At 70.0% G+C, this 22,227-nt stretch carries 25 protein-coding genes and 1 pseudogene; 8 read left to right on the top strand and 18 right to left on the bottom strand.

Translation table 11 applies throughout. The features are described from left to right. From VGC13_RS24035 to bshB1, 3 genes are all read left to right on the top strand, one after another. Entirely contained in the window at window positions 1–1,245 is a 1,245-nt protein-coding gene (locus VGC13_RS24035; protein WP_331127848.1) for an ABC transporter permease, read from the top strand. Between the two features lie 9 nt (window positions 1,246–1,254). Further along, window positions 1,255–2,490 carry an ABC transporter permease gene (locus VGC13_RS24040; RefSeq protein ID WP_331127849.1) on the top strand — a complete coding sequence of 412 codons (1,236 nt, stop codon included), beginning with the start codon at window positions 1,255–1,257 and terminating at the stop codon, window positions 2,488–2,490. A 712-nt stretch (window positions 2,491–3,202) separates the two neighbouring features. Further along, window positions 3,203–3,961, top strand: a complete 759-nt coding sequence (gene bshB1, locus VGC13_RS24045) for a bacillithiol biosynthesis deacetylase BshB1 (RefSeq protein WP_331127850.1) — start codon at window positions 3,203–3,205, stop codon at window positions 3,959–3,961. Between the two features lie 320 nt (window positions 3,962–4,281). On the opposite strand, the gene VGC13_RS24050 is transcribed toward bshB1, so the two are convergent. Further along, entirely contained in the window at window positions 4,282–4,614 is a 333-nt protein-coding gene (locus VGC13_RS24050) for a hypothetical protein (RefSeq protein WP_331127851.1), read from the bottom strand. A 141-nt stretch (window positions 4,615–4,755) separates the two neighbouring features. Here VGC13_RS24050 and VGC13_RS24055 point away from each other — a divergent pair, with 141 nt between their 5' ends. From VGC13_RS24055 to VGC13_RS24070, 4 genes are all read left to right on the top strand, one after another. Continuing rightward, window positions 4,756–5,895 carry a cysteine desulfurase family protein gene (locus tag VGC13_RS24055; RefSeq protein ID WP_331127852.1) on the top strand — a complete coding sequence of 380 codons (1,140 nt, stop codon included), beginning with the start codon at window positions 4,756–4,758 and terminating at the stop codon, window positions 5,893–5,895. Window positions 5,896–6,316: 421 nt separating this feature from the next. Further along, window positions 6,317–7,468 carry a tRNA 2-thiouridine(34) synthase MnmA gene (gene mnmA / locus VGC13_RS24060; protein ID WP_331127978.1) on the top strand — a complete coding sequence of 384 codons (1,152 nt, stop codon included), beginning with the start codon at window positions 6,317–6,319 and terminating at the stop codon, window positions 7,466–7,468. Between the two features lie 28 nt (window positions 7,469–7,496). Continuing rightward, on the top strand, window positions 7,497–7,661 hold the full coding sequence (locus VGC13_RS24065; protein ID WP_331127853.1) for a type II toxin-antitoxin system HicB family antitoxin: 165 nt from the start codon (window positions 7,497–7,499) through the stop codon (window positions 7,659–7,661). A 122-nt stretch (window positions 7,662–7,783) separates the two neighbouring features. Further along, the gene (locus VGC13_RS24070; protein ID WP_414683015.1) at window positions 7,784–9,310 is read left to right on the top strand and encodes an IS1380 family transposase; all 1,527 of its coding nucleotides are present in this window, start codon (window positions 7,784–7,786) and stop codon (window positions 9,308–9,310) included. 339 nt (window positions 9,311–9,649) lie between these two features. Here the strand turns inward: VGC13_RS24070 and VGC13_RS24075 are convergent, their stop codons facing one another. Next, window positions 9,650–9,904, bottom strand: coding sequence for a hypothetical protein (locus VGC13_RS24075; protein ID WP_331127855.1), 255 nt, complete (start codon window positions 9,902–9,904; stop codon window positions 9,650–9,652). 190 nt (window positions 9,905–10,094) lie between these two features. Between VGC13_RS24075 and VGC13_RS24080 the strand changes: the two genes are divergently transcribed. Beyond that, on the top strand, window positions 10,095–10,301 hold the full coding sequence (locus tag VGC13_RS24080) for a hypothetical protein (RefSeq protein WP_331127856.1): 207 nt from the start codon (window positions 10,095–10,097) through the stop codon (window positions 10,299–10,301). A 91-nt stretch (window positions 10,302–10,392) separates the two neighbouring features. Here the strand turns inward: VGC13_RS24080 and VGC13_RS33720 are convergent. From VGC13_RS33720 to aroF, 16 genes and pseudogenes are all read right to left on the bottom strand, one after another. Next, window positions 10,393–10,511: pseudogene (locus VGC13_RS33720) on the bottom strand (transcriptional regulator); the annotation flags it as partial. A gap of 186 nt (window positions 10,512–10,697) precedes the next feature. Then, window positions 10,698–10,931 (bottom strand): hypothetical protein, encoded by a 234-nt coding sequence (locus VGC13_RS24085; protein ID WP_331127857.1) that lies wholly within the window; start codon window positions 10,929–10,931, stop codon window positions 10,698–10,700. A 96-nt stretch (window positions 10,932–11,027) separates the two neighbouring features. Continuing rightward, on the bottom strand, window positions 11,028–12,167 hold the full coding sequence (locus tag VGC13_RS24090; RefSeq protein WP_331127858.1) for a J domain-containing protein: 1,140 nt from the start codon (window positions 12,165–12,167) through the stop codon (window positions 11,028–11,030). 59 nt (window positions 12,168–12,226) lie between these two features. Continuing rightward, window positions 12,227–12,844: a nucleotide exchange factor GrpE gene (locus tag VGC13_RS24095; protein ID WP_331127859.1), complete on the bottom strand. Its 618-nt coding sequence runs from the start codon at window positions 12,842–12,844 to the stop codon at window positions 12,227–12,229. Window positions 12,845–13,209: 365 nt separating this feature from the next. Beyond that, window positions 13,210–14,079 (bottom strand): lysophospholipase, encoded by an 870-nt coding sequence (locus VGC13_RS24100; RefSeq protein WP_331127860.1) that lies wholly within the window; start codon window positions 14,077–14,079, stop codon window positions 13,210–13,212. A 25-nt stretch (window positions 14,080–14,104) separates the two neighbouring features. After that, window positions 14,105–14,752, bottom strand: a complete 648-nt coding sequence (locus VGC13_RS24105) for a CDP-alcohol phosphatidyltransferase family protein (protein ID WP_331127861.1) — start codon at window positions 14,750–14,752, stop codon at window positions 14,105–14,107. A 19-nt stretch (window positions 14,753–14,771) separates the two neighbouring features. Next, complete coding sequence (locus VGC13_RS24110; RefSeq protein WP_331127862.1) at window positions 14,772–15,350, bottom strand: GTP-binding protein; 579 nt, start codon at window positions 15,348–15,350, stop codon at window positions 14,772–14,774. Window positions 15,351–15,361: 11 nt separating this feature from the next. Then, on the bottom strand, window positions 15,362–15,862 hold the full coding sequence (locus VGC13_RS24115; RefSeq protein WP_331127863.1) for a roadblock/LC7 domain-containing protein: 501 nt from the start codon (window positions 15,860–15,862) through the stop codon (window positions 15,362–15,364). Continuing rightward, window positions 15,862–16,179 (bottom strand): hypothetical protein, encoded by a 318-nt coding sequence (locus VGC13_RS24120; RefSeq protein WP_331127864.1) that lies wholly within the window; start codon window positions 16,177–16,179, stop codon window positions 15,862–15,864. The genes VGC13_RS24115 and VGC13_RS24120 overlap by 1 nt, the downstream gene beginning before the upstream one ends. A gap of 126 nt (window positions 16,180–16,305) precedes the next feature. Next, entirely contained in the window at window positions 16,306–16,893 is a 588-nt protein-coding gene (gene recR / locus VGC13_RS24125) for a recombination mediator RecR (protein WP_331127865.1), read from the bottom strand. Window positions 16,894–16,911: 18 nt separating this feature from the next. Continuing rightward, window positions 16,912–17,232, bottom strand: a complete 321-nt coding sequence (locus VGC13_RS24130) for a YbaB/EbfC family nucleoid-associated protein (protein ID WP_331127866.1) — start codon at window positions 17,230–17,232, stop codon at window positions 16,912–16,914. Window positions 17,233–17,346: 114 nt separating this feature from the next. Continuing rightward, window positions 17,347–19,677, bottom strand: coding sequence for a DNA polymerase III subunit gamma/tau (dnaX, locus tag VGC13_RS24135; RefSeq protein ID WP_331127867.1), 2,331 nt, complete (start codon window positions 19,675–19,677; stop codon window positions 17,347–17,349). A gap of 178 nt (window positions 19,678–19,855) precedes the next feature. Then, entirely contained in the window at window positions 19,856–20,452 is a 597-nt protein-coding gene (locus VGC13_RS24140; protein ID WP_331127868.1) for a DUF2442 domain-containing protein, read from the bottom strand. After that, window positions 20,445–20,654 carry a DUF4160 domain-containing protein gene (locus tag VGC13_RS24145; RefSeq protein WP_331127869.1) on the bottom strand — a complete coding sequence of 70 codons (210 nt, stop codon included), beginning with the start codon at window positions 20,652–20,654 and terminating at the stop codon, window positions 20,445–20,447. The genes VGC13_RS24140 and VGC13_RS24145 overlap by 8 nt, the downstream gene beginning before the upstream one ends. A gap of 109 nt (window positions 20,655–20,763) precedes the next feature. After that, window positions 20,764–21,168, bottom strand: a complete 405-nt coding sequence (locus VGC13_RS24150) for a YraN family protein (RefSeq protein ID WP_331127870.1) — start codon at window positions 21,166–21,168, stop codon at window positions 20,764–20,766. Next, entirely contained in the window at window positions 21,149–22,204 is a 1,056-nt protein-coding gene (gene aroF, locus VGC13_RS24155; protein ID WP_349264255.1) for a 3-deoxy-7-phosphoheptulonate synthase, read from the bottom strand. The genes VGC13_RS24150 and aroF overlap by 20 nt, the downstream gene beginning before the upstream one ends. Window positions 22,205–22,227: the final 23 nt, after the last annotated feature.

Here is a 22,227-nt window from a genome sequence, read left to right on the forward strand (position 1 = left end):
ATGGGCATCCGCGAGGCGGTGCGGATCGCGCTGGCCAACATCCGCGCCAACAAGCTGCGCGCCTTTTTCACCGTGCTGGGCACGGTGGTGGGCGTCACCTTCCTGATCGCCGTCATCACCCTGCTCAAGGGGATGGACGCGTACATGAAGGAGGAGTTCGCGGGGCGCATCTTTGGCCAGAACACGGTGCTGGTGCGCCGCATTCCCGAGCTGGAGGGCCCGTCCACCGAGGAGGACTGGCGCGAGTGGCAGCGGCGCCCGCTGTTCCGGCAGCAGGACGCGGAATGGCTGGCGGCCAACATGCGCACCCCCGGCAAGCTGTCGTACAGCTTCGACCAGGACGCCCGGGTGGGCGACGGCCGGGGGCGCGAGGTGCAGGGGGTCAACATCATCGGCGCGTCCGAGAACTTTTTCGCCATCCGCGAGCTGGATTTTTCGGCCGGGCGGCCGTTCTCGCGCAACGAGGCGCAGCGGGGCGTGCCGGTGATCGTGCTGGGACAGGACGTGGCGGCGGGATTGTTCGAGGGGCGCCCGGTGGTGGGGCAGACGGTGCGCGTGGGCGGCTTTCCCTACCGCGTCATCGGGCTGCTTGAAAAGCAGGGCTCGCTGTTCGGCATGTCGATGGACCGCATGGCCATTGCCCCCGTGAAGTCGCCCGTGAACGGCGGGATCTTCGAGAACGCGGGGGTGGTCGAGGACATCTCGTTCAAGGTGGACAGCCCCGAGCTGCTTCCGGCGGCGGAGTCGGAGATGATCGGCCTCCTTCGCACCCTGCGGCGGCAGCGGCCCAGCGAGGACAACAACTTCTCGGTCGAGACGGCCAAGGGGTCCATGGGCTTCTGGGACAAGATCTCGAGCTTCATGCTCACCGTGCTTCCCATGCTGGTGTCGGTGTCGCTGCTGGTGGGCGCGGTGGTGATCATGAACATCATGCTGGTGTCGGTGTCGGAGCGCACGCGCGAGATCGGCATCCGCAAGAGCCTGGGGGCGCGCCGGCGCGACATCCTGCTGCAGTTTCTCATCGAGAGCAGCACGCTGAGCGGCGTGGGCGCGCTGGTGGGGATCGGGCTGGGGATCGGGCTGGCGTCGCTGGTGTCGGCGCTGTCGCCGCTGCCGGCGCGGGTGTCGGGCGGGTCCATCGGGCTGGCGCTGGGGCTGGGGATCGGCGTGGGGCTGGCGGCGGGGGTGTACCCCGCGTGGCGCGCCTCGCGGCTGGACCCCATCGTGGCCCTTCGGGCGGACTAGGAGCACACCATGAACCTGACGAGCGCAAAGGGCGGCGTGCTGATCGCCCTGGAGCAGCTGCGCAGCAACAAGGTGCGCGCCTCGCTCACCATCCTGGGCATCGTGATCGGCGTGGCCACGGTGATGACCATGGCCGCCGCCATCTCGGGCTTCCAGGGCTCCATCATGGACAGCCTGAACGCCATCGGCCCCAACAACTTCTTCGTGGAGCGGTTCGACCAGACCAAGGTGCGGATGGTCGACAACGGGCCGCCGCCGTGGGAGGGCAAGCCTTCGCTCACCTTCACCGAGGCGCAGATGCTGCGCGACCTGCCCTCCATCCGCAGCGTGGCCACCAGCGCCGGGACGGGGGGCACGGTGAAGTACCGCTCGCGCTCGGTGCCCTCGGTGAGCCTGCAGGGGTACAGCGCGCAGTGGGTGGACTACACCCCGGGCGACTTCCTGGAGGGGCGCAACTTCCTGCCCGTGGACGAGGCGCGCACCAGCAGCGTGACGGTGCTGAGCGACAAGCTGGCCGAGGCCCTGTTCCCCAGCGGCAGCGCGGTGGGCAAGGAGGTGCGGCTGCGGGGCCAGGCGTTCCGCGTGGTGGGCGTGTACCGGCAGAAGGAGAACATCTTTTCCGGCGCCCAGGGCAACTGGGCGGTCATCCCCACCACCACCGCCATCAAGCGGCTGGGGGCGGACCCGGAGTGGATGAACCTGCTGGTGGTGCCGGCCACGGGCTACACGCAGGAGCAGGCGATGGACGACGTGGTGGCGCGGCTGCGCCAGGCGCGCAGCCTGCGCCCGGCGGAGGAGAACAACTTCGCGGTGGTGCGGCAGGAGGCGTTCGCCGACCTGATCAACGGCGTCATCCAGGTGTTCGCCATCGTCATGCTGGTGCTGGCGGGGATCGGGCTGATCGTGGGCGGCGTGGGGGTGGTGGGGATCATGATGATCTCGGTGACCGAGCGGACGCGCGAGATCGGCGTCCGCAAGGCGCTGGGGGCCACCCCGCGCGAGATCCTGTGGCAGTTCCTGGTGGAGTCGATGACGGTGACGCTCATCGGCGGCGTGATCGGCCTGCTGATCGCCATGGGCGCCGCCGCGCTGATCAGCGCCTTTACCCCCATCCCCGCGGCCATCCCGCTGTGGGCCGTGGCCGCGTCGCTGCTGGCGGCGGCGGTCTCGGGGATGGGCTTTGGCCTGTACCCGGCGTTCAAGGCGGCGCGGCTGGATCCGGTCGATGCGCTGCGGTACGAGTGACGAGGGGATAGGGGACAGGTTACAGCCTGCAACTGCAGGGAATAGGGAACAGGGAATAGGGAATAGCCTGCAACGGCTCCCGGCTGATGAGCCCCCGGCGTCTCGCGTGTTTGCGCGGGAGGCCGGGGGTTCGGCATTTTGGGCGACGGCTGGCAAGGGCGAATGAATTCGCTGCAACAACCACACGAAGTCCGCCTTCGCGGACAGGCGGCCCTGGGGTGCAGGCAAGTGCCTGCCACGTAGCGGCTTGGGAAGAAGCAGCCAACCGGTGGCCTGCAGGTCGCGATCGAATTCTCCCCTCTCCGTGAGGAACGAGCGGGGAGGGGCCGGGGGAGGGGCACCCGCGGACGCAGTTCGATCCCGTCCGTCGAGCCCCTGGTCCCTGCCCTGCCTCAACCTCCCCCAGCAGTTTTGGGGGAGGTGGGCGAGTAATGCGAGCCCGGAGGGGGCGCCCACCGCTCGCACCGAACTAGCCGGAGCGCGCTCGAATTCTCCCCTCTCCGTGAGGAACGAGCGAGGAGGGGCCGGGGGAGGGGCACCCCGCGGACGCAGTTCGATCCCGTCCGTCGAGCCCCTGGTCCCTGCCCTGCCCCAACCTCCCCCAGCAGTTTTGGGGGAGGTGGGCGAGTAATGCGAGCCCGGAGGGGGCGCCCGCGCGGAATCGTCCGGAGCGCCCTCCTCCCATCCACCAACACCACCTGAGCCGCATCCGATGACCGATCCCCACACCTCCGCCACCGAACCCCTCGCCCCGCCAGTGGACCTGCTGGCCATCGCGGCGCACCGCGACGACGTGGAGCTGCTCGTGGGCGGGACGATGGCGCGGACGGCGGCGCAGGGGCACCGCACCGGCATCCTGGACCTGACCGCGGGCGAGCGCGGCACCGACGGCAGCGCCCAGCTGCGCGGCGAAGAGGCCGACGCGGCGGCGAAGATCCTGGGCGTCACGGCGCGGCGCAACGCGGGGCTGCCCGACGCGGGGCTCGAGAACACGCCCGAGACGCGCCGCATCGTGGCGGGGTTCATCCGCGCGTTCCGGCCGCGCGTGGTCATCCTGCCCTACATGACGGGGCGCCACCCGGACCACCGCATCGCCTCGCAGCTGGCGTACGACGCCTGCTTTCTGGCCGGGCTCGGCAAGCTGGACGCGCCCGGCGAGCCGCACCGCCCGCACAAGCTGCTGTACGCGCTCACCTACCGCGAAGACCCGGTCAAGCCCAGCTTCGTGGTCGACATCACCGGCTTCATGGAAACCAAGATGGAGGCGGTGCGGTGCTACGGCTCGCAGTTCGACGGCAAGACGTGGGGCGGCGAGGTGTACCCCGGCGGCGACCGCCCCCTCTACGACCAGGTGCGGATGCACGCGGCGCGCTACGGCTCCCTCATCCGCACGGAGTACGGCGAGCCGTTCTACGTCACCGAGACCATGCAGGTGGATGACGTCGTGAACCTGCCGGTGCGGAGCATCTGATCCTGGTGCAGGGAATAGGGAACAGGGAATAGCCTGCAACTGCTCCCGGCCGATGAGGCCCCCGGCGTCTCACGAGTCTGCACGGGAGGCGGGGGATCCGAAAAACGGTTCGTCCTTGCCGGGCTTCGGATGACCATCGTGGATGGGGGATACGAAAAGCGGGCGCGGGGATCCGTGTGGATCACCCCGCGCCCGCAAACGGGTGGGACCGGCCTCTCGTCGCGGTTCGAGCTCGCGGCGTGCCGCGGCTCCATGCGTGCTCGATCGCTCGGCACATGCGACTGGTGAGAGACCGGCCCCTCACCACAGTATGCGTCGCGCTATGCCCCGGCGCAATGAACTTCGATGATGAGCCGCTTCCAGCTGGGCACGTCGGTGCCGTGCACCCGCGTCACGGTGGCCCTGGCCGAGCCGCCGCGCAGCAGCCAGGGCGCCATCCAGCGGTTGATCTCCGGCGGCAGGTGCCCCACCGGGTCGCCGGTGCGGGAGTGGACCCACACCTGGGGATCGTCCTCCATGGGCGGATCGGGGATCAGGATCAGCTCGTCGCCCTGCGCCAGCTGGTCCACCATCGTTGCGCGTTCCCCGAAAACGGTGCCGTGGACGCTGGTCCGGAACGTGGCCGGCTGGCTTTCGGGAAGCGGTGGAAGCATGCGGAGCAGACCATCTGCGGTGAACGGGTGCCTGTGGGCGCAATGTAGCGGGGCCGCCCGGCACCCTCAAGGGTTTCCGCGCGCCGCGAAACCTAATCCGCGCTTGCGTTTATCAATCCGGTTCACCCGCGCCCGCAAACCATGACCGAGCCCGTTTACCTGGACTACGCGGCCACCACGCCGCTGCGCCCCGAAGCGCGCGACGCCATGCTCGACGTGCTGTCGCGGCGCTGGGGCAACCCGTCCAGCGTGCACCGCTGGGGCCGCGAGGCGCGCGCGGCGCTGGAGGACGCCCGCGCCCGCTTTGCCGCCGTCATCGGCGCGGCGCCGGCGGAGATCGTGTTCACGCGCGGCGGCACGGAGGCCGACAACCTGGCGGTGCTGGGCCGCGCGGCGATGGACGCCGGACGCCCCGTCGCCTGCTCCGCCATCGAGCACAAGGCCGTGCTCGCCGCGTCGAAGGCCGCCGCGGGGGATGGCGGACATCTGCGGATGATCCCCGTGGACGGCGACGGTGTGGTGGACGTGGACGTGCTCGCGGAGATGGTGCGGGACGCGCAGCCGGCGCTGGTCTCGGTGATGTGGGCCAGCAACGAGGTGGGCGCGCTGCAACCGGTGGAGCGGATCGCGGCCCTGTGCGCGGCGGCCGGTGTTACCTTTCACTCCGACGCGGTGCAGGCGCTGGGCAAGGTGCCGGTTCGGGTGGACCAGGTGCCGGTGGACCTGCTGGCCTTCAGCGCGCACAAGCTGGGCGGCCCGCGCGGCGCCGGGGTGCTGTTCGCGCGGCGCGGCACGCGGCTGAGCCCGCTGCTGCACGGCGGCGGCCAGGAGCGCGGGCTGCGCCCGGGGACGGAAGACGTGGCCTCCGCCGTCGCCTTTGCCGTCGCGGCGGAGCTGGCGGAGGCGGAGCGGGTGGAGGGGATGGCGCGCATCGGCGCGCTGCGGGACGGGCTGGAGGCGGGGCTGCGCGCGCGCGTGCCCGGCCTGCGGATCAACGCCGCCGCCGCGCCGCGCCTGCCCACCATCAGCAACCTGTCCGTGCCCGGCGCGGACCCGGAGATGCTGCTGATGGCACTGGACCTGGAGGGCATCGCCGCCTCGTCCGGCAGCGCGTGCAGCAGCGGTGCCGTGGAGCCCTCGCACGTGCTGCTGGCGATGGGCCTGCCAGCGGAGATCGCCGGCCCGTCCGTGCGCTTTTCACTGGGCCGCGACACCACGGAGCAGGACGTCGAGCGCGTGCTGGAGGTGTTTCCGCAAATCGTGGAGCGCGTGCGGACGTAGGAGACTCTCCCCCGCCCGGCCTTTCGCTCGTTCCTCGCGACGGCGGGCGACCCCTCCCCCCAAACTGCGGGGGAGGGGTGACGCGAGCCACAGGCTGCCGGAGCGCGATCGAATTCTCCCCTCTCCGTGAGGAACGAACGGGGAGGGGCCGGGGGAGGGGCACCCCGCGGACGCAGTTCGATGCCGTTCGCAGTTGCACGCGAAGAAGCCGGATGGCCACGCTCGTCGCCGTTCGCGTGAGGGATGCGCGCCCGCAGGGCCGAGAACCCGGCGCGCATGCACGGGCGCGGCGGGAACGCGCAGGGGACGGTGAGCGCCGGGGGCTCGGCGCACTTGGGCACAGTTGTATCGTGCCCTAGTGCGCGCGCAGCCCGGCCCGGAGCGCAGCGGAGGGACACGCCCAAACAGCAGGGAATAGGGAATAGGGAACAGGGAACAGCCGGCCAAGCGCAACAACACGCATCGGAAACAGGTTCGCCAGATGGAGAAGAAGAACGTCCTCGTCGCCATGTCGGGCGGCGTGGACTCGTCGGTGGCGGCGGCGCTGCTCGTGGAGCAGGGGCACAACGTCATCGGCGTGACGATGAAGACCTTCTGCTACTCGGAGGCCGACGCGCAGGCGGACGGTCCCACCCGGTCGTGCTGCGGCCTGGACGGGATCATGGACGCGCGCATGGTGGCCGACCGGCTGGGCATTCCGCACTACGTGTTCGACGTGGAGCGCGAGTTCACGCGCGACGTGATCGACGACTTCGTGAGCGAATACGCCGCCGGCCGCACGCCCAACCCCTGCGTGCGCTGCAACGGCAACACCAAGTTCCGCGACCTGCTGCGCCGCGGAAAAATGCTGAACTGCGACTTCATCGCCACCGGCCACTACGCGCGCATGGGCACCGACGCGCACGGCAACGCCGTGCTGCTGCGGGGGATGGACGAAAAGAAGGACCAGTCGTACTTCCTGTGGGCGCTTCCGCCGCAAATGCTTCCGCAGCTGATGTTTCCCGTGGGCGAGCTGACCAAGCCCGAGGTGCGCGAGATGGCCCGCCAGCTGGGGCTGAGCACGGCCGAAAAGCCGGAGAGCATGGAGATCTGCTTTGTCCCCACGGGCGACTACGCGGGGTTCCTTGGCAAGCGGCTGGGCGCGGACCACGCGGCGCTCTCGCCCGGCGCGCTGGTCACCACGTCCGGCGAGGTGATCGGCGAGCACGACGGGTACGCGCGCTACACGGTGGGCCAGCGGCGGGGGCTGGGCGGCGGTCGCTCGCTGCCGCTGTACGTCATCGGCACGCGCCCGCAGACGCGCGAGGTGGTGGTGGGCACGGCGGACGACCTGCTGCGCGGCGACGTGGGCATCGGCGAGCTGAACTGGCTGGCCGCGCCGCCCGCCGCCGGCGACGCCGTGCGCGTGCAGCTGCGCCACCGCGCCCCCGCCGTCCCCGCGCGCGTGGAGGCGGTGGACGACGGCGTGGTGCGCCTGGCGCTGGACCAGCCCCAGCGCGCCGTGACCCCCGGCCAGTCCGCCGTCCTGTTCAGCGGCGACGTGGTGCTTGGAGGTGGGCGGATCACGTCGTAGCTTCGCATTTTCCCGACTCGGAGCACCGATGTCGTATACGATCACGCTGCGCAGAAACGACGAAGGCTACAGCGTCAGCTGCCCCGAGCTACCTGGCTGCTGGTCTCAAGGAGAAACAGAGGAAGAAGCGCGGACAAACATTCAGCACGCGATCCGTGAGTACCTGGCCGTCGCTGCTCAAATTCGCTCCTAGTCCCTCAGTAAGCGTGATCTGAGGCGGCTGGAGGGGAAAAAGAAACCGGAAAGACTTATCTTGCTTGGCGTAGGTGGGATTCTGCCAGGAATCACTTCCGCCGCCCAAGATAAGCCTTTCCGGTGAAGAGAATATCGCACGCTCAGAGTCGAAAGAACAGTGCCGCTCGTAAGCGGAAAGTCGCCCGCCGGCATGCTCGGGCGGGGCACTGGTCTGCGCGGCCGAAGCCGATGCTCGGCACGGGGAAGGTGCACTACGAGATCGGCGCGAACACGGACGTGACGAGCTACGGCGGCATCGCCGCGGTGCACCGCCTGGTGACGCGGGTGGGGCTGGCGCGGGAGATCGACCAGAAGCTGAAGCTGCTGAAGGTGCACCTGCCCTACCACGAGTCGGACCACGTGCTCAACCTCGCGTACAACGTGATGTGCGGGGGCACGCGGCTGGAGGACATCGAGCGGCTGCGGCACGACACGGCGTACATGAACGCGCTGGGCGCGGAGCTGATCCCGGACCCCACGACGGCGGGCGACTTCTGCCGGCGCTTCCGGGAAGAGGACGTGCTGACGCTGATGGAGTGCATCAACGAAGTGCGGCCGAAGCTGTGGCGGGGGCGTGCGAGAGAGATGCTGGGCCCGGTGACGTATATCGACGCGGACGGCACCATTTCGCCCACGGATGGTGAGCAGAAGGCGGGGATGGGGCTCTCCTACAAGGGGATCTGGGGATACGCTCCGCTGATCATCTCGGTGGCGAACACGCGCGAGGTGCTGTACGTAGTCAACCGGCCGGGCAACGCGCCGAGCCACACGGACGCGGCCGTCTGGATCGACCGCGCGCTCGATCTGGTCTGTCCGCACGCGCCGCGGGTGTGCCTGCGCGGCGACACGGACTTCTCGCTGACGGCGCATTTCGACCGCTGGGCGGAGCGGGCGGACTTCATCTTCGGGATGGACTGCAGCAAGGCGCTGCGCAGCCGCGCCGAGGCGCTGGACGAAGGCTGCTGGCGGCGGCTGGAGCGCAAGCCGAAGCGGGCGCCGCTCACGGAGCAGACACGCCGGCGGCAGCCGAGCGAGAAGGAGCGGATCGTAAAGGAGCGCGGGTACCTGAACCTCGAACTGAAGTACGAGGACGTCGCCGAGTTCGAGTACCGGCCGGGCAAGTGCGGCCGGAGCTACCGTGTGGTGGTGCTGCGCAAGAACATCAGCAAGATGAAGGGCGAGAACCTGCTCTTCGACGAGATCCGCTACTTCTTCTACATCACCACGCGCACCGACCTGAGCGCGGAGGAGGTGGTCCGGTGCGCGAACGAGCGCTGCGACCAGGAGAACGTGATCGAGCAGCTCAAGAACGGGGTCGGGGCCCTGCGGGTGCCGCTGTACGACCTGGTGAGCAACTGGGCTTATATGGTGATGGCGGCGCTGGCCTGGAACCTCAAGAGCTGGCTCGCCCTGATGATGCACCGCAAGAGCGACCGCCGCGACTACATCCGGATGGAGTTCCGCCGCTTCCTGCACGCGCTCATCCTGATCCCGGCGCGCGTGGAGCGGAGGGCGCGGGGAATCACGATCCGGCTCATCGGCTGCCATCCCACGCTGGACCGGCTCTTCGGCACCTGGCACATGATCGAGAGCGTGGGATTCACGTAGCAGGGTACGATAGCCGGCAGTGCCTTACCGTCTCGCGGAAGCTGGGGGCGAGACGGCGGCTCAGCCCTGCGCTGAAGGACCGGAGTCGAAGGAAACGAACAGAAAGCGCATGCCTCTCGCCGCTCGGGAGTGCGTGGGAGGCAGCGGAATCGCTCCCGGAGGCCGACGAGCGGCGCCTTACAACCCGGTCACAGCCAGACAGCCCTTCGCTGCGGCGCTCGGGAGCGATATTCGCTTATTTCAGGCCTAGTCGTGGCGCAGCAGCGATTGGAAGACAGACGCAAACGGGAGCGGCGCACCTCGCGCCGCTCCCGTTTGTTTCGCGCCAGCGGCTCGTGCTTACGGGCAGGGCGCGATGAACTTGTACTTGACGTACGCCGTCTGGTATCCGGAGGCCATGATGTAGTCCCCGTCGCAGTACCCGTATCCCACCCCCACGATGGTCGTCTGCGCGGCCGTGGAGTAGAACGTCTCCTTGTAAGTGATCTGATCCGCGGCCACGGGCGCTGCCGCCGTCGCCGAGACGAGGAGCATAGGGGCTGCGACCAGCGCCACCAGCTTGCGGCGGAGCACGGTACGGAGCGTGTTGGACATGGAGCCCTCCCTGCGAGTGTACGTGATGAAGCGGATTGTGCAACAATAGTCGTAAAGGGATAATGAGGCAAGAGAGAGTGTCAGTGATCTCAATCCGTGTATCAGCAGCCAAACGAGTGTGGCGGGCCAGAGCCCGTGCTCCGTCAATGTTCTCTTCACGAGGCGCCACACACATCGCGAGGAGCGCTCGATGGATATCATACGCTACGACTGCTTCGGCGACGGGCCGCTGTTCGACCAGCCAACGGTGCTCGCGATTCTGAGCGGCCTGTTCCTGCTGTTCGTCTGGTGCGCAGTTCGACGCCCGCCCACCCTCAGTGGTGGCGAACACACCGTACCAGATAGGCGATCGAAAAACGGGAGCGGCGCCACGCGGCACCGCTCCCGTTCGTCATGATCGAAGCCCGTTCAATTGTCCTACTTTCCTGGGCTGTGCGATGAGGGCTCGCTTTCGAGAAAGCACCTCAGAGACGCGGCCCCTTGGTAAGGATCGCTTCAATCGGATCCGGAGCTTCGATGGGCCAGTGGTGCGCCTCATACGCCTCGATGAGCGTGACAAGCACATCGAGCCGTGCCCCGTCTGGGGCGTGCCGGAAGCGGCATCCATGATCGCCTCGACCTCAGCGAGCGCGGCCTCGTAGTCGTCCTCGGTCTGGACTGGCCGAACAGTGACTTCCCTCAGATCGTCTCCGCAGTTGTCGCGATCGCAGGACACAGACTGTGGAAAGAATCCAAACGGGAGCGGCGCCACGCGGCACCGCTCCCGTTCGTCCTCTTCCTCAGACTCGATCGCCTACTCCAGCTCCTTCGACTCCTTGAGCAGCTCGCGCAGGCGGGCGGTCTGGGAGCCGTGGATCATCTCCTCGGCGTCGGCTTCGTCGCCCTGCACCTCGACGAAGCGGGCGCGCAGGGACTGATCCGACAGGCAGTGGAAGATCACCTTGGGCCGGATGGAAAGGCCAAAGCGGCCGCCCGAGGCAAAGGCTTCCCAGGTCAGCAGGTTCTCGTCGGTGAACGTCTGGCTCATTTCAAGTGCCGAGTGGCGAGTGCCTAGTACCTAGTGCCGAGAACCGTGCCGCCGAGCAACTCGGCACTTGGCACTTGATACTCGGCACTGCTCTTGTCAGTGCCGCATTCCGGCGGCGGCGGCGAACTCCTCGAACTCCTTGCGCGCGCTCTCGTCCAGCTGGTCGGGCACGTCCACCTGCACCTTGACGAACTGGTCGCCGCGACGGCCGCTTTTTTCCACGCCCATCCCCTTGATGCGGAAGCGGCGGCCCGGCTGCGTGCCCGCCGGCACCTTGAGGACCACGAACTGCCCGTCCACCGTCCGCACCTTTACCTTGGACCCCAGCACGGCCTGGGCCAGGTTCACGTGGATGGTGCACTCCACGTCCAGCCCCTCGCGGCTGAAGAACGCGTCGGGCTCCACCCGGAAGGTGAGCACCAGGTCGCCGGGCTGCCCGCCGGAGGCGCCCGGCTCGCCCTGGCCGCCCAGGCGGATCTTGGAGCCGTTGTCCACCCCCGCCGGCACGGTGACGTTCACCGCGCGCTGGCGCCGCACCTGGCCGTTGCCGGCGCAGGTGGCGCACGGCTCGCTGGGCACCTTGCCCTTGCCGCCGCACTGGGGGCAGGGCCGCGAGACGCCGAAGCTTCCCGCGCCAAAGGTCACCGTCCCTCGCCCCTGGCACTCCGGGCAGGTGCTGACCGTGGCGCCCGGCGCGGCGCCGCTGCCGTGGCAGGTGCCGCAGTCCTCCGTCACCGGCACCTGGATGGTCACCCGGCCGCCGCGCACCGCCGTGCGAAAGGGGATCTCGACCGCGTACTCGATGTTCTCGCCGCGCTGCGGCCCGCCGGGCTGTCCGCCCGGCCGTCCGGCGGCACCGGCTCCGCGCCCGAAGATGGAGCCAAAGATGTCGCCCAGTCCCCCGCCGCCCAGGTCCAGGTCGTCGAAGGTGAACGTCTGCGCCCCCCCCGCCCCGCCGGGCCGCCCGGCGCCCGGACGAAAGCCGCCCATGCCCCCCATGCCGCCGAACGCGCCCAGCTTGCGCATCTGGTCGTACTGCTTGCGCTTCTCGTCGTCCGACAGCACGGAGTTGGCCTCGGAGAGCTCCTTGAAGCGCTCCGCGGCGGCCGCGTCGTTGGGGTTGGCGTCCGGGTGGTACTGCTTGGCCAGCTTGCGGTACGCCTTCTTGATCTCGTCCGCGCTGGCGTTTTCGGCCACGCCCAGCACGCGGTAGAAGTCCTTGCTCTGTGTCGCCATCGGAACCTGACTCGGATGAACGGCGCCCGCCCGCGTTCATGGGACGGGCGGGCGCGGGATCAGCCCTGGTGCTTCTTGACGACGACGCGCGCGGGGCGAAGCAGCACGCCCTTCAGGCGGTACCCCTTCTGGTAGACCTGCGCCACCTTGTTGTCCTCCTCGGCGCTCTCGGCGGGGACGGTGGTCAGCGCCTCGTGGATGGTGGGGTCGAAGGCCCGGTCCTGGGCCTCGATCTCCTCCAGCCCCGCGGCCTCCATGGCGCGCAGGAACTTGCGCTCCACCATCTCGCACCCCTCGTGCAGCGCGCCGGCGGGGGTGGTGGCGGGGTCGAAGTCCGCCACGCGGGCCAGGTCGTCCAGCGGCTCCAGCAGCCGCTCCAGCAGCTGCGCCTGGGCGCGCACCCAGCTTTCGCCGCGCTCGCGCTCCACCCGCTTGCGGTAGTTGTCGAACTCCGCCGCCAGCCGCAGGTGCCGCTCGCGCAACGCCGACAGCTCGTCGCCGCCGCCCGCGGCGGGCGCGGAGGCCTCCGCGAACGCGGGCCCGTCGCCACCCACGCCGTTGGACGGGCCGTTCGCCTGGCCGTCGGCGCCGGAGGCCTGCGCGCCGCCGCCGTTCTCCACCGCCTGCGCCTCGTCGGACGGGCGCTCCGCGGAACCGTTGTCGTCGTGCTCGCTCATCATCCCCGAAAGGTAACCAGCCTGTACAATGCGCGCCCCGCCGGACTCCGCGCGGAGCCGGCGGGCGCATCGTCGGAATCCCGCCGATCTGCAAGGGCAAGCGAGGTGCCATGCCCCGACCGCCATTGTGGCAGGATGAAAGTGCCCAGGATCAAGTGCCTAGTGCCGAGTGCCGAGTGCCAAGTACCGAGTACCGAGTACCGAGTACCGAGTACCGAGTACCGAGTGCCGAGTACCGAGTGCCGAGTGCCGAGTGCCGAGTGCCGAGTGCCGAGTGCCGAGTGCCGAGACACGAAGATGCACCAAACACTGGGCACTGGGCACTGGGCACTGGGCACTAGGTACTAGGTACTAGGTACTACGCACTAGGCACTTTCATCCTCGCCCGGCCCTCCGATCCGCGCGCCCAGCCACGCCGCCACATCCGCGACCACCTGGTGGCGGTCCGCTTCGTTCAGCGACTCGTGCTGAAAGCCCTCGTACCGCCGCACCTGCACCTCGCCCGGGCAGGCGCCGGCAAAGCGCGCCACCGCCTCGGGAAGCACCACGCGGTCCGCCGTGGGCGCCAGCACCAGCAGGGGAACGCGGATGCCGTCCGGCTGCGCGAACGCCGCGTCGATGGCGGCCACCATCTCCGTGTACAGCCGCGGCGTGATGGTGTTGTGCAGCAGCGTGTCGGCCCGGTACGCCTCCACGTACCCCGGCGCCGTGGAGAGCATGGCCGTGTCGATGGCGTTGTGGAACGGGAGCCAGGGCACCCAGCGCGAGAGAACGCCCGACAGCGCCACCTTCCACCGCGGCGCCTTGACCGCGATCCCCACCAGCGGCGCGGAAAGGATGGCGCCGGCGTACGGCGCCTCCGGGTGCGTCTGCAGGTGGCGGATGGCGATCAGCCCGCCCAGCGAGTGCCCCAGCAGGAAGATGGGCTTGCCGCCGGGATGCTCCTTCGCCACCGCCGCGCGAAAATGCTCGAAGTCGCGCACGAACTCGCCGAAGTGCGCCACGTGCCCCCGCGGGCCGCCGGAGCGGCCGTGCCCGCGGTGGTCGATGGCGTACGAGGTGATCCCGTGCCGCACCAGGTCCTCCGCCAGCGCCGCGTACCGTCCGCCGTGCTCGCCCAGCCCGTGCGAGACCAGGAGCACCGCGCGCTCCGCCGGCGCCGGCCAGGAGCGATGGTGCAGCCGCACGCCGTCCGCCGCGCGCAGCTCGCCCGCCCGCTCCCGGGTGGCGCTCATTTCCGGCGAGCCCGGTGCACCGGCGTCACCCCGCGTGGCGCCCGGTCGAGAGCTTGCGGAAGTCGCGCAGGTACACGTACAGCGAGTAGACGGTCAGCGCCACGGCGATGGCCAGCGACACCGCAGTGAAGGCGGCGTGGAACCACTCCCAGGCGCCCCACGTTCCCCCGTTCCACCCCCGCTCGCGCGCCGCGGACTGCAGGGCGTACCACAGGATGGCCGCGCCGATGAAGATGTTCTGGAACACCGCCTTCAGCTTTCCCGCCTTTCCCGCCGCCAGGATCACGTTGCGCCGCGCCGCAAAGCCGCGAAAGACGGTGATGAAGAGCTCGCGCCCGAAGATGACGACCACGATCCACAGCGGGAACGTCCACCCCAGCCAGGGAAAGGGCGTCTCCCGCTCGGTGTAGTGGTTCAGCACGTAGAAGGGAACGAAGGTCAGCCCCAGCAGCAGCTTGTCGGCCAGCGGGTCCATCAGCTTGCCGAAGTCGCTCACCAGGTTGCGCGAGCGCGCCAGGTGCCCGTCCCACAGGTCGCTGAAGGCGGCGGCCAGAAAGACGACGAACGCCCCGATGCGCCAGCCGGAGTGGTCCGTCATCAGCATGGGCGCCACCCCCAGCGCCAGGACGATGCGGCCCAGCGTGATCGCGTTGGGAAGGTTGCGCCAGGCCATGGAGGTCGCCGCCGTTGGGTTAGCTGAGGGACTTGATGACCAGCTTGCTCACCGCCTTCAGCGTGTCGAACACGCCGATCCCCCGCACCGCCACCGCCTCGAAGTGCGGCACCAGGTTGGGGTTCAGCTCGCGCTGCAGCTCGTCGAGCGACGAGATGTTGGGCAGGTCGCGCTTGTTGTACTGGATGACGAACGGGATCTCGCGCAGGTCCAGCCCGTACTCCGCGAGGTTTTCGTACAGGTTGTGCATGGACTCGATGTTGGCGTCCAGCCGCTCCACCTGGCTGTCGCCCACGAACACCACCCCGTCCACCCCCTTCAGGATGAGCTTGCGGCTGGCGTTGTAGTACACCTGCCCCGGCACCGTGTACAGGTGAAAGCGCGTCTTGAAGCCGCGGATGGCGCCGAGATCGACGGGAAGAAAGTCGAAGAACAGCGTGCGCTCGGTCTCGGTGGCCAGCGAGATGAGCTTGCCGCGGGTGTTGGGCGCCACCTTTTCGTACACGTACTCCAGGTTGGTGGTCTTGCCGCACAGACCCGGCCCGTAGTACACGATCTTGCAGTTGATCTCGCGCGAGGCGTAGTTGATCATCGACATGGGCGGGCCTCCTAGAGATCGCCGAAGAGGCGGTCGATCTCGTCCTCCGCCTCGTCGGCGAAGCCGGCCTCCACCCGCGGGCCCTGCGTGGCCGCAGCGGACCGCGTGAACATCTCGCCGAACACCTCCGACAGCTCCCGCACGACGGCCTTCACCTTGATCCGGATCATTCCCAGGGTGGTGCGGTTGTCGAACAGCACCACCAGGATTACCCGCCGCGCCACGTCGGCCAGGTACATCGACTCCTTCTCGCCCTGGTGAAAGAGCGAGCTGAACTCGGTTTCGCCGATCATCGTGGCCAGCTGGTCGTTGGCCGAAAAGTCGGCCGCGGCCAGCGACGCGAAGGCCACCGAGTCGAAGTCGGGCTTTTCGCCCGCGGTGGTCACCAGCTGGCCGGTGCGGTCCACCAGCAGCGCGCACCGGGCGCCCGCGTCGTACAGGAACGCCTGCAGAATGCGGTCGATGCGGTGAAAGTCGCGCTCTTCGAAGCTCCAGCTGCTCGCCCCCGCCATCAGCCGACCTCCCGGGCCGCCAGGCTTTCTTCCAGCCGCTGCAGCACCGCCTCGGCGCGCTTGCGCGCCAGGGAGCGGTTGCGCGGGGAGCGCTTTTCCCACTCGATGAAGTCGCGCAGCAGCAGCACCGTGTCCACCGACGCCGGCAAGCCCCCCAGGTACTCCAGCGCGGCCAGCCGGCGCAGGGTGTGGGGGCTGAACAGGTCGCGGCGGCTGCGGCTGATCTGGTCGCGCACCAGCAGCACGCCCACGGCGGCGACGGCGGCGACGGCCAGCGCCGCGACGGCGGCGGTGCGAACGATTCGGTTGCTTTCCATCACCCGTAGAACGAGGGGCGGAACGGCGGATGGGGTGGACGCCGACAAACTAACGGGGCATCGCCCAAAAAACAAAATGCCGCGATCTCTCGCGGCACCTCTGCTCGTTTCGCGCCACGCCGGCCCCTACATCTCCCGCCGCCCGTTCAGCGCCTCGGCGATGGTCACGCCGTCGGCGTATTCCAAGTCGCCGCCCACCGGCAGCCCCCGGGCAATGCGGGTGACCCGCACCCCCAGCGGCTGCAGCATGCGCCCCAGGTACAGCGCCGTGGCCTCGCCCTCCACGCTGGGATTGGTCGCCAGCACCACCTCGCGCACCTCGCCCGCGCCCACCCGCTCCAGCAGCGGGCGCACGTTCAGCTCGGCCGGGCCAATGCCGTCCAGCGGAGACAGCCGGCCGCCCAGGACGTGGTACATTCCCCGGTACTCGCCCGTGCGCTCGATGGCCATGATGTCGGACGACTCTTCCACCACGCACAGGGTGGCCACGTCGCGCCGGGTGCTCTGGCAGATGGCGCAGGGGTCCTGCTCCGACAGGTTTCCGCAGCGCCCGCACGGATGCACCTTCTCGCGCACGTGCACGATGCTGCGCGCCAGGCGCCGGGCATCGTCCTCGGGCGACTTGATCAGGTGAAACGCCAGGCGCAGCGCCGTCTTGCGCCCGATCCCCGGCAGGCGCGCCAGCTCTCCAACCAGCTCGTCGATGGCCGACAAGGAGCGGTCCCCCGGCCCTTACAGGCCCGGCAGGTTGAACGGGAGGTTGAGCCCGCCCGACAGCTTGCGCATCTCTTCCTCGTACATCTCGTTGGCCCGGTTCTGCGCCTCGTTCACGGCGGCCAGCACCAGGTCCTCCAGCATCTCCACGTCGCCGTCCCTGACGATGCTGGGGTCGATGGTGAGCGCCCGCAGCTTGCCGCGCCCGTCGGCGGTGGCGCTGACCATGCCGCCGCCGCTGGTGCAGGTGACGGTCTTCTGCCCCAGCTCGGTCTGCAGCTGGCTCATGCGGGCCTGCACCTGCTGGCCCATCTGAAGGATCTGCTGAAGGTTGTTCATCTTCGCTTCTGCCACGCGGGCGCTGACGATCAAGGAAAGATGGCGCATGCAAACGCCGAACGACGCAGGGCGCGGGCCGGCGTTCCCCCAGGTAACGGGGAGCCGAACCCGCGCTCAGTCAACCAGTTCCAGGTCCCACGCTTGTACCGCCGCCGCGAGCACCGGTTCCCCATCCATCATCCGCTGCAGCCGGTCGCGCCGCGCGCTCTCGTTGGTGATGCGCGTGGCCGACGGGCCGCCGGCGGAGGCCTGCCCCGCGACGTAGTTCACCGACACCCTTCGCCCCAGCTTGCGGCCCAGCGCGTCTTCGAGCGCGCGGCGGCTGACGGGGCTGCTCACGTCGGGGATGAGCGCGGCGGAAGGCAGCTCCACCCGCGCCTGCCCGCCCTCGGCCGTCACGCGGCTCACGGAGCGCAGGATCATCCGCAGGGCGCCCGGGATCGCCGTGGCGTCCGCCATCACCGCCTTCCACGCGTCGTTCAGCGCGCGTGCGTCCAGCGGCCCCTCGCCCGCGCCCATCGCCGGCTGCGCGGCCTCCGCCGCGGGCGCGGGCACCTCCACCCGTGACGAGGGTGGCGCCACGGGAGCGGGGGAATTCGACGCGGCGAACCGATCGGGCGCGGGCGCGGCGTACCGGTCGCGAGCGGGCGCGCCGTACTGGCCGCCGTCGTCCTCCCCCGGCGCATACCCGTCGAACTCCGGCAACGGGATGTCGTCCATCGGCGGGGGGCCGTCGTACGCCCCCTGCCGCGACGGCGCCTGCCGGGACGCGGGATGCGGCACCACGTCCTCCACCGGGGCGGGACGGGGCGCGGGCGCAGCGTGAGGCGCCGGTGCCTCGGCCTGGGGTGCCGGGACGGCCTGCTGTGCCGGCGCGACGGGCTGAGGCGCCGGCGCGGCCTGCGGTGTCGGCGCGGCGGCCTGGGGCGCGGGCACCAATGCCGGAGGAGTCGGCGCGGCAGCCTGCGGCGCGGGCACCACCGCCGGAGGAGTCGGCGCGGCGGCCTGCGGCGCGGGCACCACTACCGGAGGAGTCGGCGCGGCGGCTTGAGGCAAGGACGCGGCGGCTTCGGCCGGTGGCGCGGCGGCCGCAGGCTCGGGCGCCGGAGCGACGGCCTGAAGCATCGGCGCAGGCGCAGCGGCAGCGGCCGGCGCAGGCGCGACGGCCGATGGTGGGGCGGCGGGGGCGGGCTCGGTCAGGCGGCCGGGCCGCGCCTCAGGAGACGCCGGCCGGCCGCCCGCGAAGTTTCCCCGTGGTGCCCCGCCGTCTCCCGATCCGCCGCTCCCCGATCCACCCCCGCCGCCGATCGCGGAAAGCACGTCCTCCAGACTGACCGTGCTCTCCAGATAGGCAAAGCGCAGCAGCAGCAGCTCGATCAGGATGCGCTGCTCGCCGCTCTTGCGAAAGCGGCCGTCCGCGTCCAGCTCCGCCACCTGCGCCAGCATCCGCAGCAGGTCGCCCGCGGCAAAGCGCGCCGCCGTCTCGGCCACCACGGGCTGCAGGTGCTGCGGAATCCCCTCCGCCTCGCCCCCGCCCAGGCGAATGATGAGGATGGCGCGCAGGAAGTCCGCCAGGCCGCGGTAGAACTCGGCCAGGTCGTAGCCCTCGTCCAGCATGCGCCCCACGAAGCGGAACACGTCCGCCGGCCGCCGGTCGGCGATGATGCGGAAGAGGTCCAGGTACACCTCCGTCCCCACCAGCCCCAGGATGCGCCGCACGTCGTCGGCGCTGGGCGCGCCCTCGGTGAACGAGAGCACCTGGTCCAGCAGCGACAGCCCGTCGCGCATTCCGCCGTCCGCCTTCTGCGCGATGGGGACGAGCACCTCGTCGCCCACCGTGATCCCCTCGTGCCCCAGCACCGTCCGCAACCGCGCCACCAGGTCGCCCGTGGAGATGCGGTGAAAGTCGAAGCGCTGGCAGCGGGAGAGGATGGGCGGCGCGGCCTGCTGGATCTTCTGCGGCTCCGTGGTGGCGAAGACGAAGATCACCCGCGGGGGCGGCTCTTCCAGGATCTTGAGAAGCGCGTTCCACGCCTCGCGCGTGAGCATGTGCGCCTCGTCGATGATGTAGACCTTGAAGCGGTCTTCCTCCGACGGGGCGTACATGGCCCGCTCGCGCAGGTCGCGCGCGTCGTCCACGCCGCGGTTGCTGGCGGCGTCGATCTCCACCACGTCCAGCGAGGTGCGCCCGGCCCAGATGCGCTCGCAGCTGTCGCACACGCCGCAGGGCTCGCCCTCGTCCGTGCGGTTGGGGCAGTTGAGCGCCATGGCCAGCACGCGGGCCAGCGTGGTCTTGCCCACGCCGCGCGGCCCGCAGAACAGGTACGCGTGCGCCACGCGGTCGCGCTGCACGGCGGCGCGAAGCGTCTGCGAAACGTGCTCCTGTGCGCCCACCTCGCTGAAGTGGCGCGGGCGGTATCGGCGTGCGAGTGCGGTGCGGGACACAGACTGCCGGGGAACGCGGGAAGATCGACTGCGAACCGATGAATATAGTCCCCTCGTCCAGTCCCCTCAACCAAGACGAACGCGCGCCGGTCCGCCAGCGGCGCGGAGCCACCCGCGGAGGGTCGGGTCGACGATCACAAAGCCGCCACCCCCCCGGGGGAGCGGCGGCTTTGCGAGCCTACTCACCCGGCCGCTTTCTCCCGCGGCGCGGCTTCGGCTCGGGAGGTGGCACTGCCTCCACGTCCTCGGGCGGGCCGGCGTGCCCGGGAGGCGGGGGCGTGGGCGGGTCCACCCGCTGCTCGCGCGCGCGGATCACGCCGTAGCCGGGCGGCGCGGCGGACCAGCCGGGCTCGGTGCGCGTGCGCGGGCGCCCGCCGCGCGCGCCGTTGGCCCGCGCCGCCGCCGCCTTCCGCTCGCTGGTCGCCGAGCCGCCGCGCTGCGCAAAGGCCCGCGGCATCGCGGGCCCCAGCATTTTCACCAGCACGCCCGCCACACCGATGTGGATGTCGAGGGCTTCCCACTCCAGCGCCTCGCCGGAGGCAAACGGCCGCACCGCGCCGAGTTGCGCGGCCGACCGGCCGGCGAGCTCGGGGTACATCTCGGGCGGGAACGCGAACGACCCGCCCTGCTTGAGCTCGACCACGATCCGTCCCGTGGCGCCGTCGAAGTACACGTCGCGCGCCCGCGGCTCGGTAGTGTCGGCGACGCGCTCGGCCTCACGCGCCGCCTCGATCTGGCGGACCAGCTCGTCGTCGGAAAGTCGGAGATCAGCCATGGATCTTCTCCCAGGCAAGCATAAGGTGCGCGCGGTGCTCTTCGACCATGCGCACCGCGCGCATGGCTTCATGGGTGGGCAGGTCCTTTACGCGCAGCACCGCCACGCGTTCGTCCGGCCGCGGAATGGTCACCTTTGCCTCCCCGCCGCCACGCCGGATGGCGTGCACGTGGGGCGGCGCGTGGTCGTCGCTGTGGATCACGAACCTCCACCCGGGCTCCCTCATCACCGTTCCCATTCAGCTTACCTATCGGCTTGGGTTTTGTCAACGCCACTCCTCCCCCACACGCCGGCCGCGGCGGCCGGCGCGCTCACCACACCCTCCAGGCGTCCTCCACGTGCTCGATGACCGGGTCGCCGCCGGAGGGAAGCAGGATGGCGACGGCGTCGAAGCGGTAGACGTCGCTCGGTGAGCCGTGCGCCTCGATCCAGGCGGCGGCCACCTGCTGGATCTCCCTCCGCTTTTTCCGCGTGATGGCTTCTAGCGGATGCCCGTATCCCAGCCCACCCCGCGTCTTTACCTCCACAAACGCAACGACCTCGTCGCGGCGGGCGACGAGGTCGATCTCACGGTGGCCGATTCGGAAATTGCGGTGGAGTATCACCCAGCCGCGGTCCGCCAGAAACCCGGCGGCGATCCGTTCTCCGCGGTCGCCGAGCGGCTTGTTGTTGCCGCGCGACCCGGAGGGGCGGGGGTCAGGCGGGCTGGGCGGCACCCTCGGGAACGAGCGGCGGCACCAGGCGGGACCCGATGGCGTTGGCGATCACGGCGATCTGCTCCATCAGCTCTCCGAACTGGTCGGGATACAGCGACTGCGCGCCGTCGGACATGGCGCGCTCGGGGTCCGGGTGCACCTCGATCATCAGCCCGTCGGCCCCGGCCGCCACCGCCGCGCGCGCCATGGGCGTCACCTTGGCCCGCAGCCCCGTGCCGTGGCTGGGGTCGGCGATGATGGGCAGGTGCGAAAGCGACTTGACCACGGGGATGGCGGTAAGGTCCAGCAGGTTGCGCGTGTGCGTGTCGAAGCCGCGCACGCCGCGCTCGCACAGGATCACGTGCGGGTTCCCCTCCGCCAGCAGGTACTCGGCGCTCAGCAGCAGGTCCTTGACCGTGGCCGCCATCCCCCGCTTGAGCAGCACCGGCTTGCCGGCCCGCCCCGCGCGGCGCAGCAGCGAAAAGTTCTGCATGTTGCGCGCGCCGATCTGCACGATGTCGGCGTACCGGACCACCAGGTCCAGGCTCTCGTTGTCGATGGCCTCGGTGACGATGGCCATCCCCGTCTCTTCGCGGGCCCTGGCCAGCAGCTTGAGCCCTTCCTCGGCCATCCCCTGGAACGAGTAGGGCGAGGTGCGCGGCTTGAAGGCGCCGCCACGCAGGATGGTGGCGCCCGCGTCGCGCAGCCGGTGCGCGATGCCGATGATCTGCGCCTCCGACTCGACCGAGCACGGCCCCGCCATCACGCACACCTCGCCCCCGCCGATGCGGGTGCCGTTGTCCAGCGCGACGACGGTGTTCTCGGCGCGCCACTCGCGCGACACCTGCTTGTACGGCTGGGAGACGTGGATGATCTCCATCACGCCGCTCAGCGACTCGATGCGGTCGGCGTTCACCTTGCCGTCGTTGCCGACCAGGCCGATGGCCGTGCGCTGCTTGCCCGGCATGGGCCGGGCCTCGTATCCCATCTCGCGGATGGTGTCGACGACGCTCTCGATCTCCTGAGGCGTCGCGTCGTGTCTCATGACGACCAGCATGGCACTGAAGTCCGTTGGGGGTC

Origin of the sequence: Longimicrobium sp., from assembly GCF_036399255.1 — a bacterium.
Classification (GTDB): domain Bacteria; phylum Gemmatimonadota; class Gemmatimonadetes; order Longimicrobiales; family Longimicrobiaceae; genus Longimicrobium.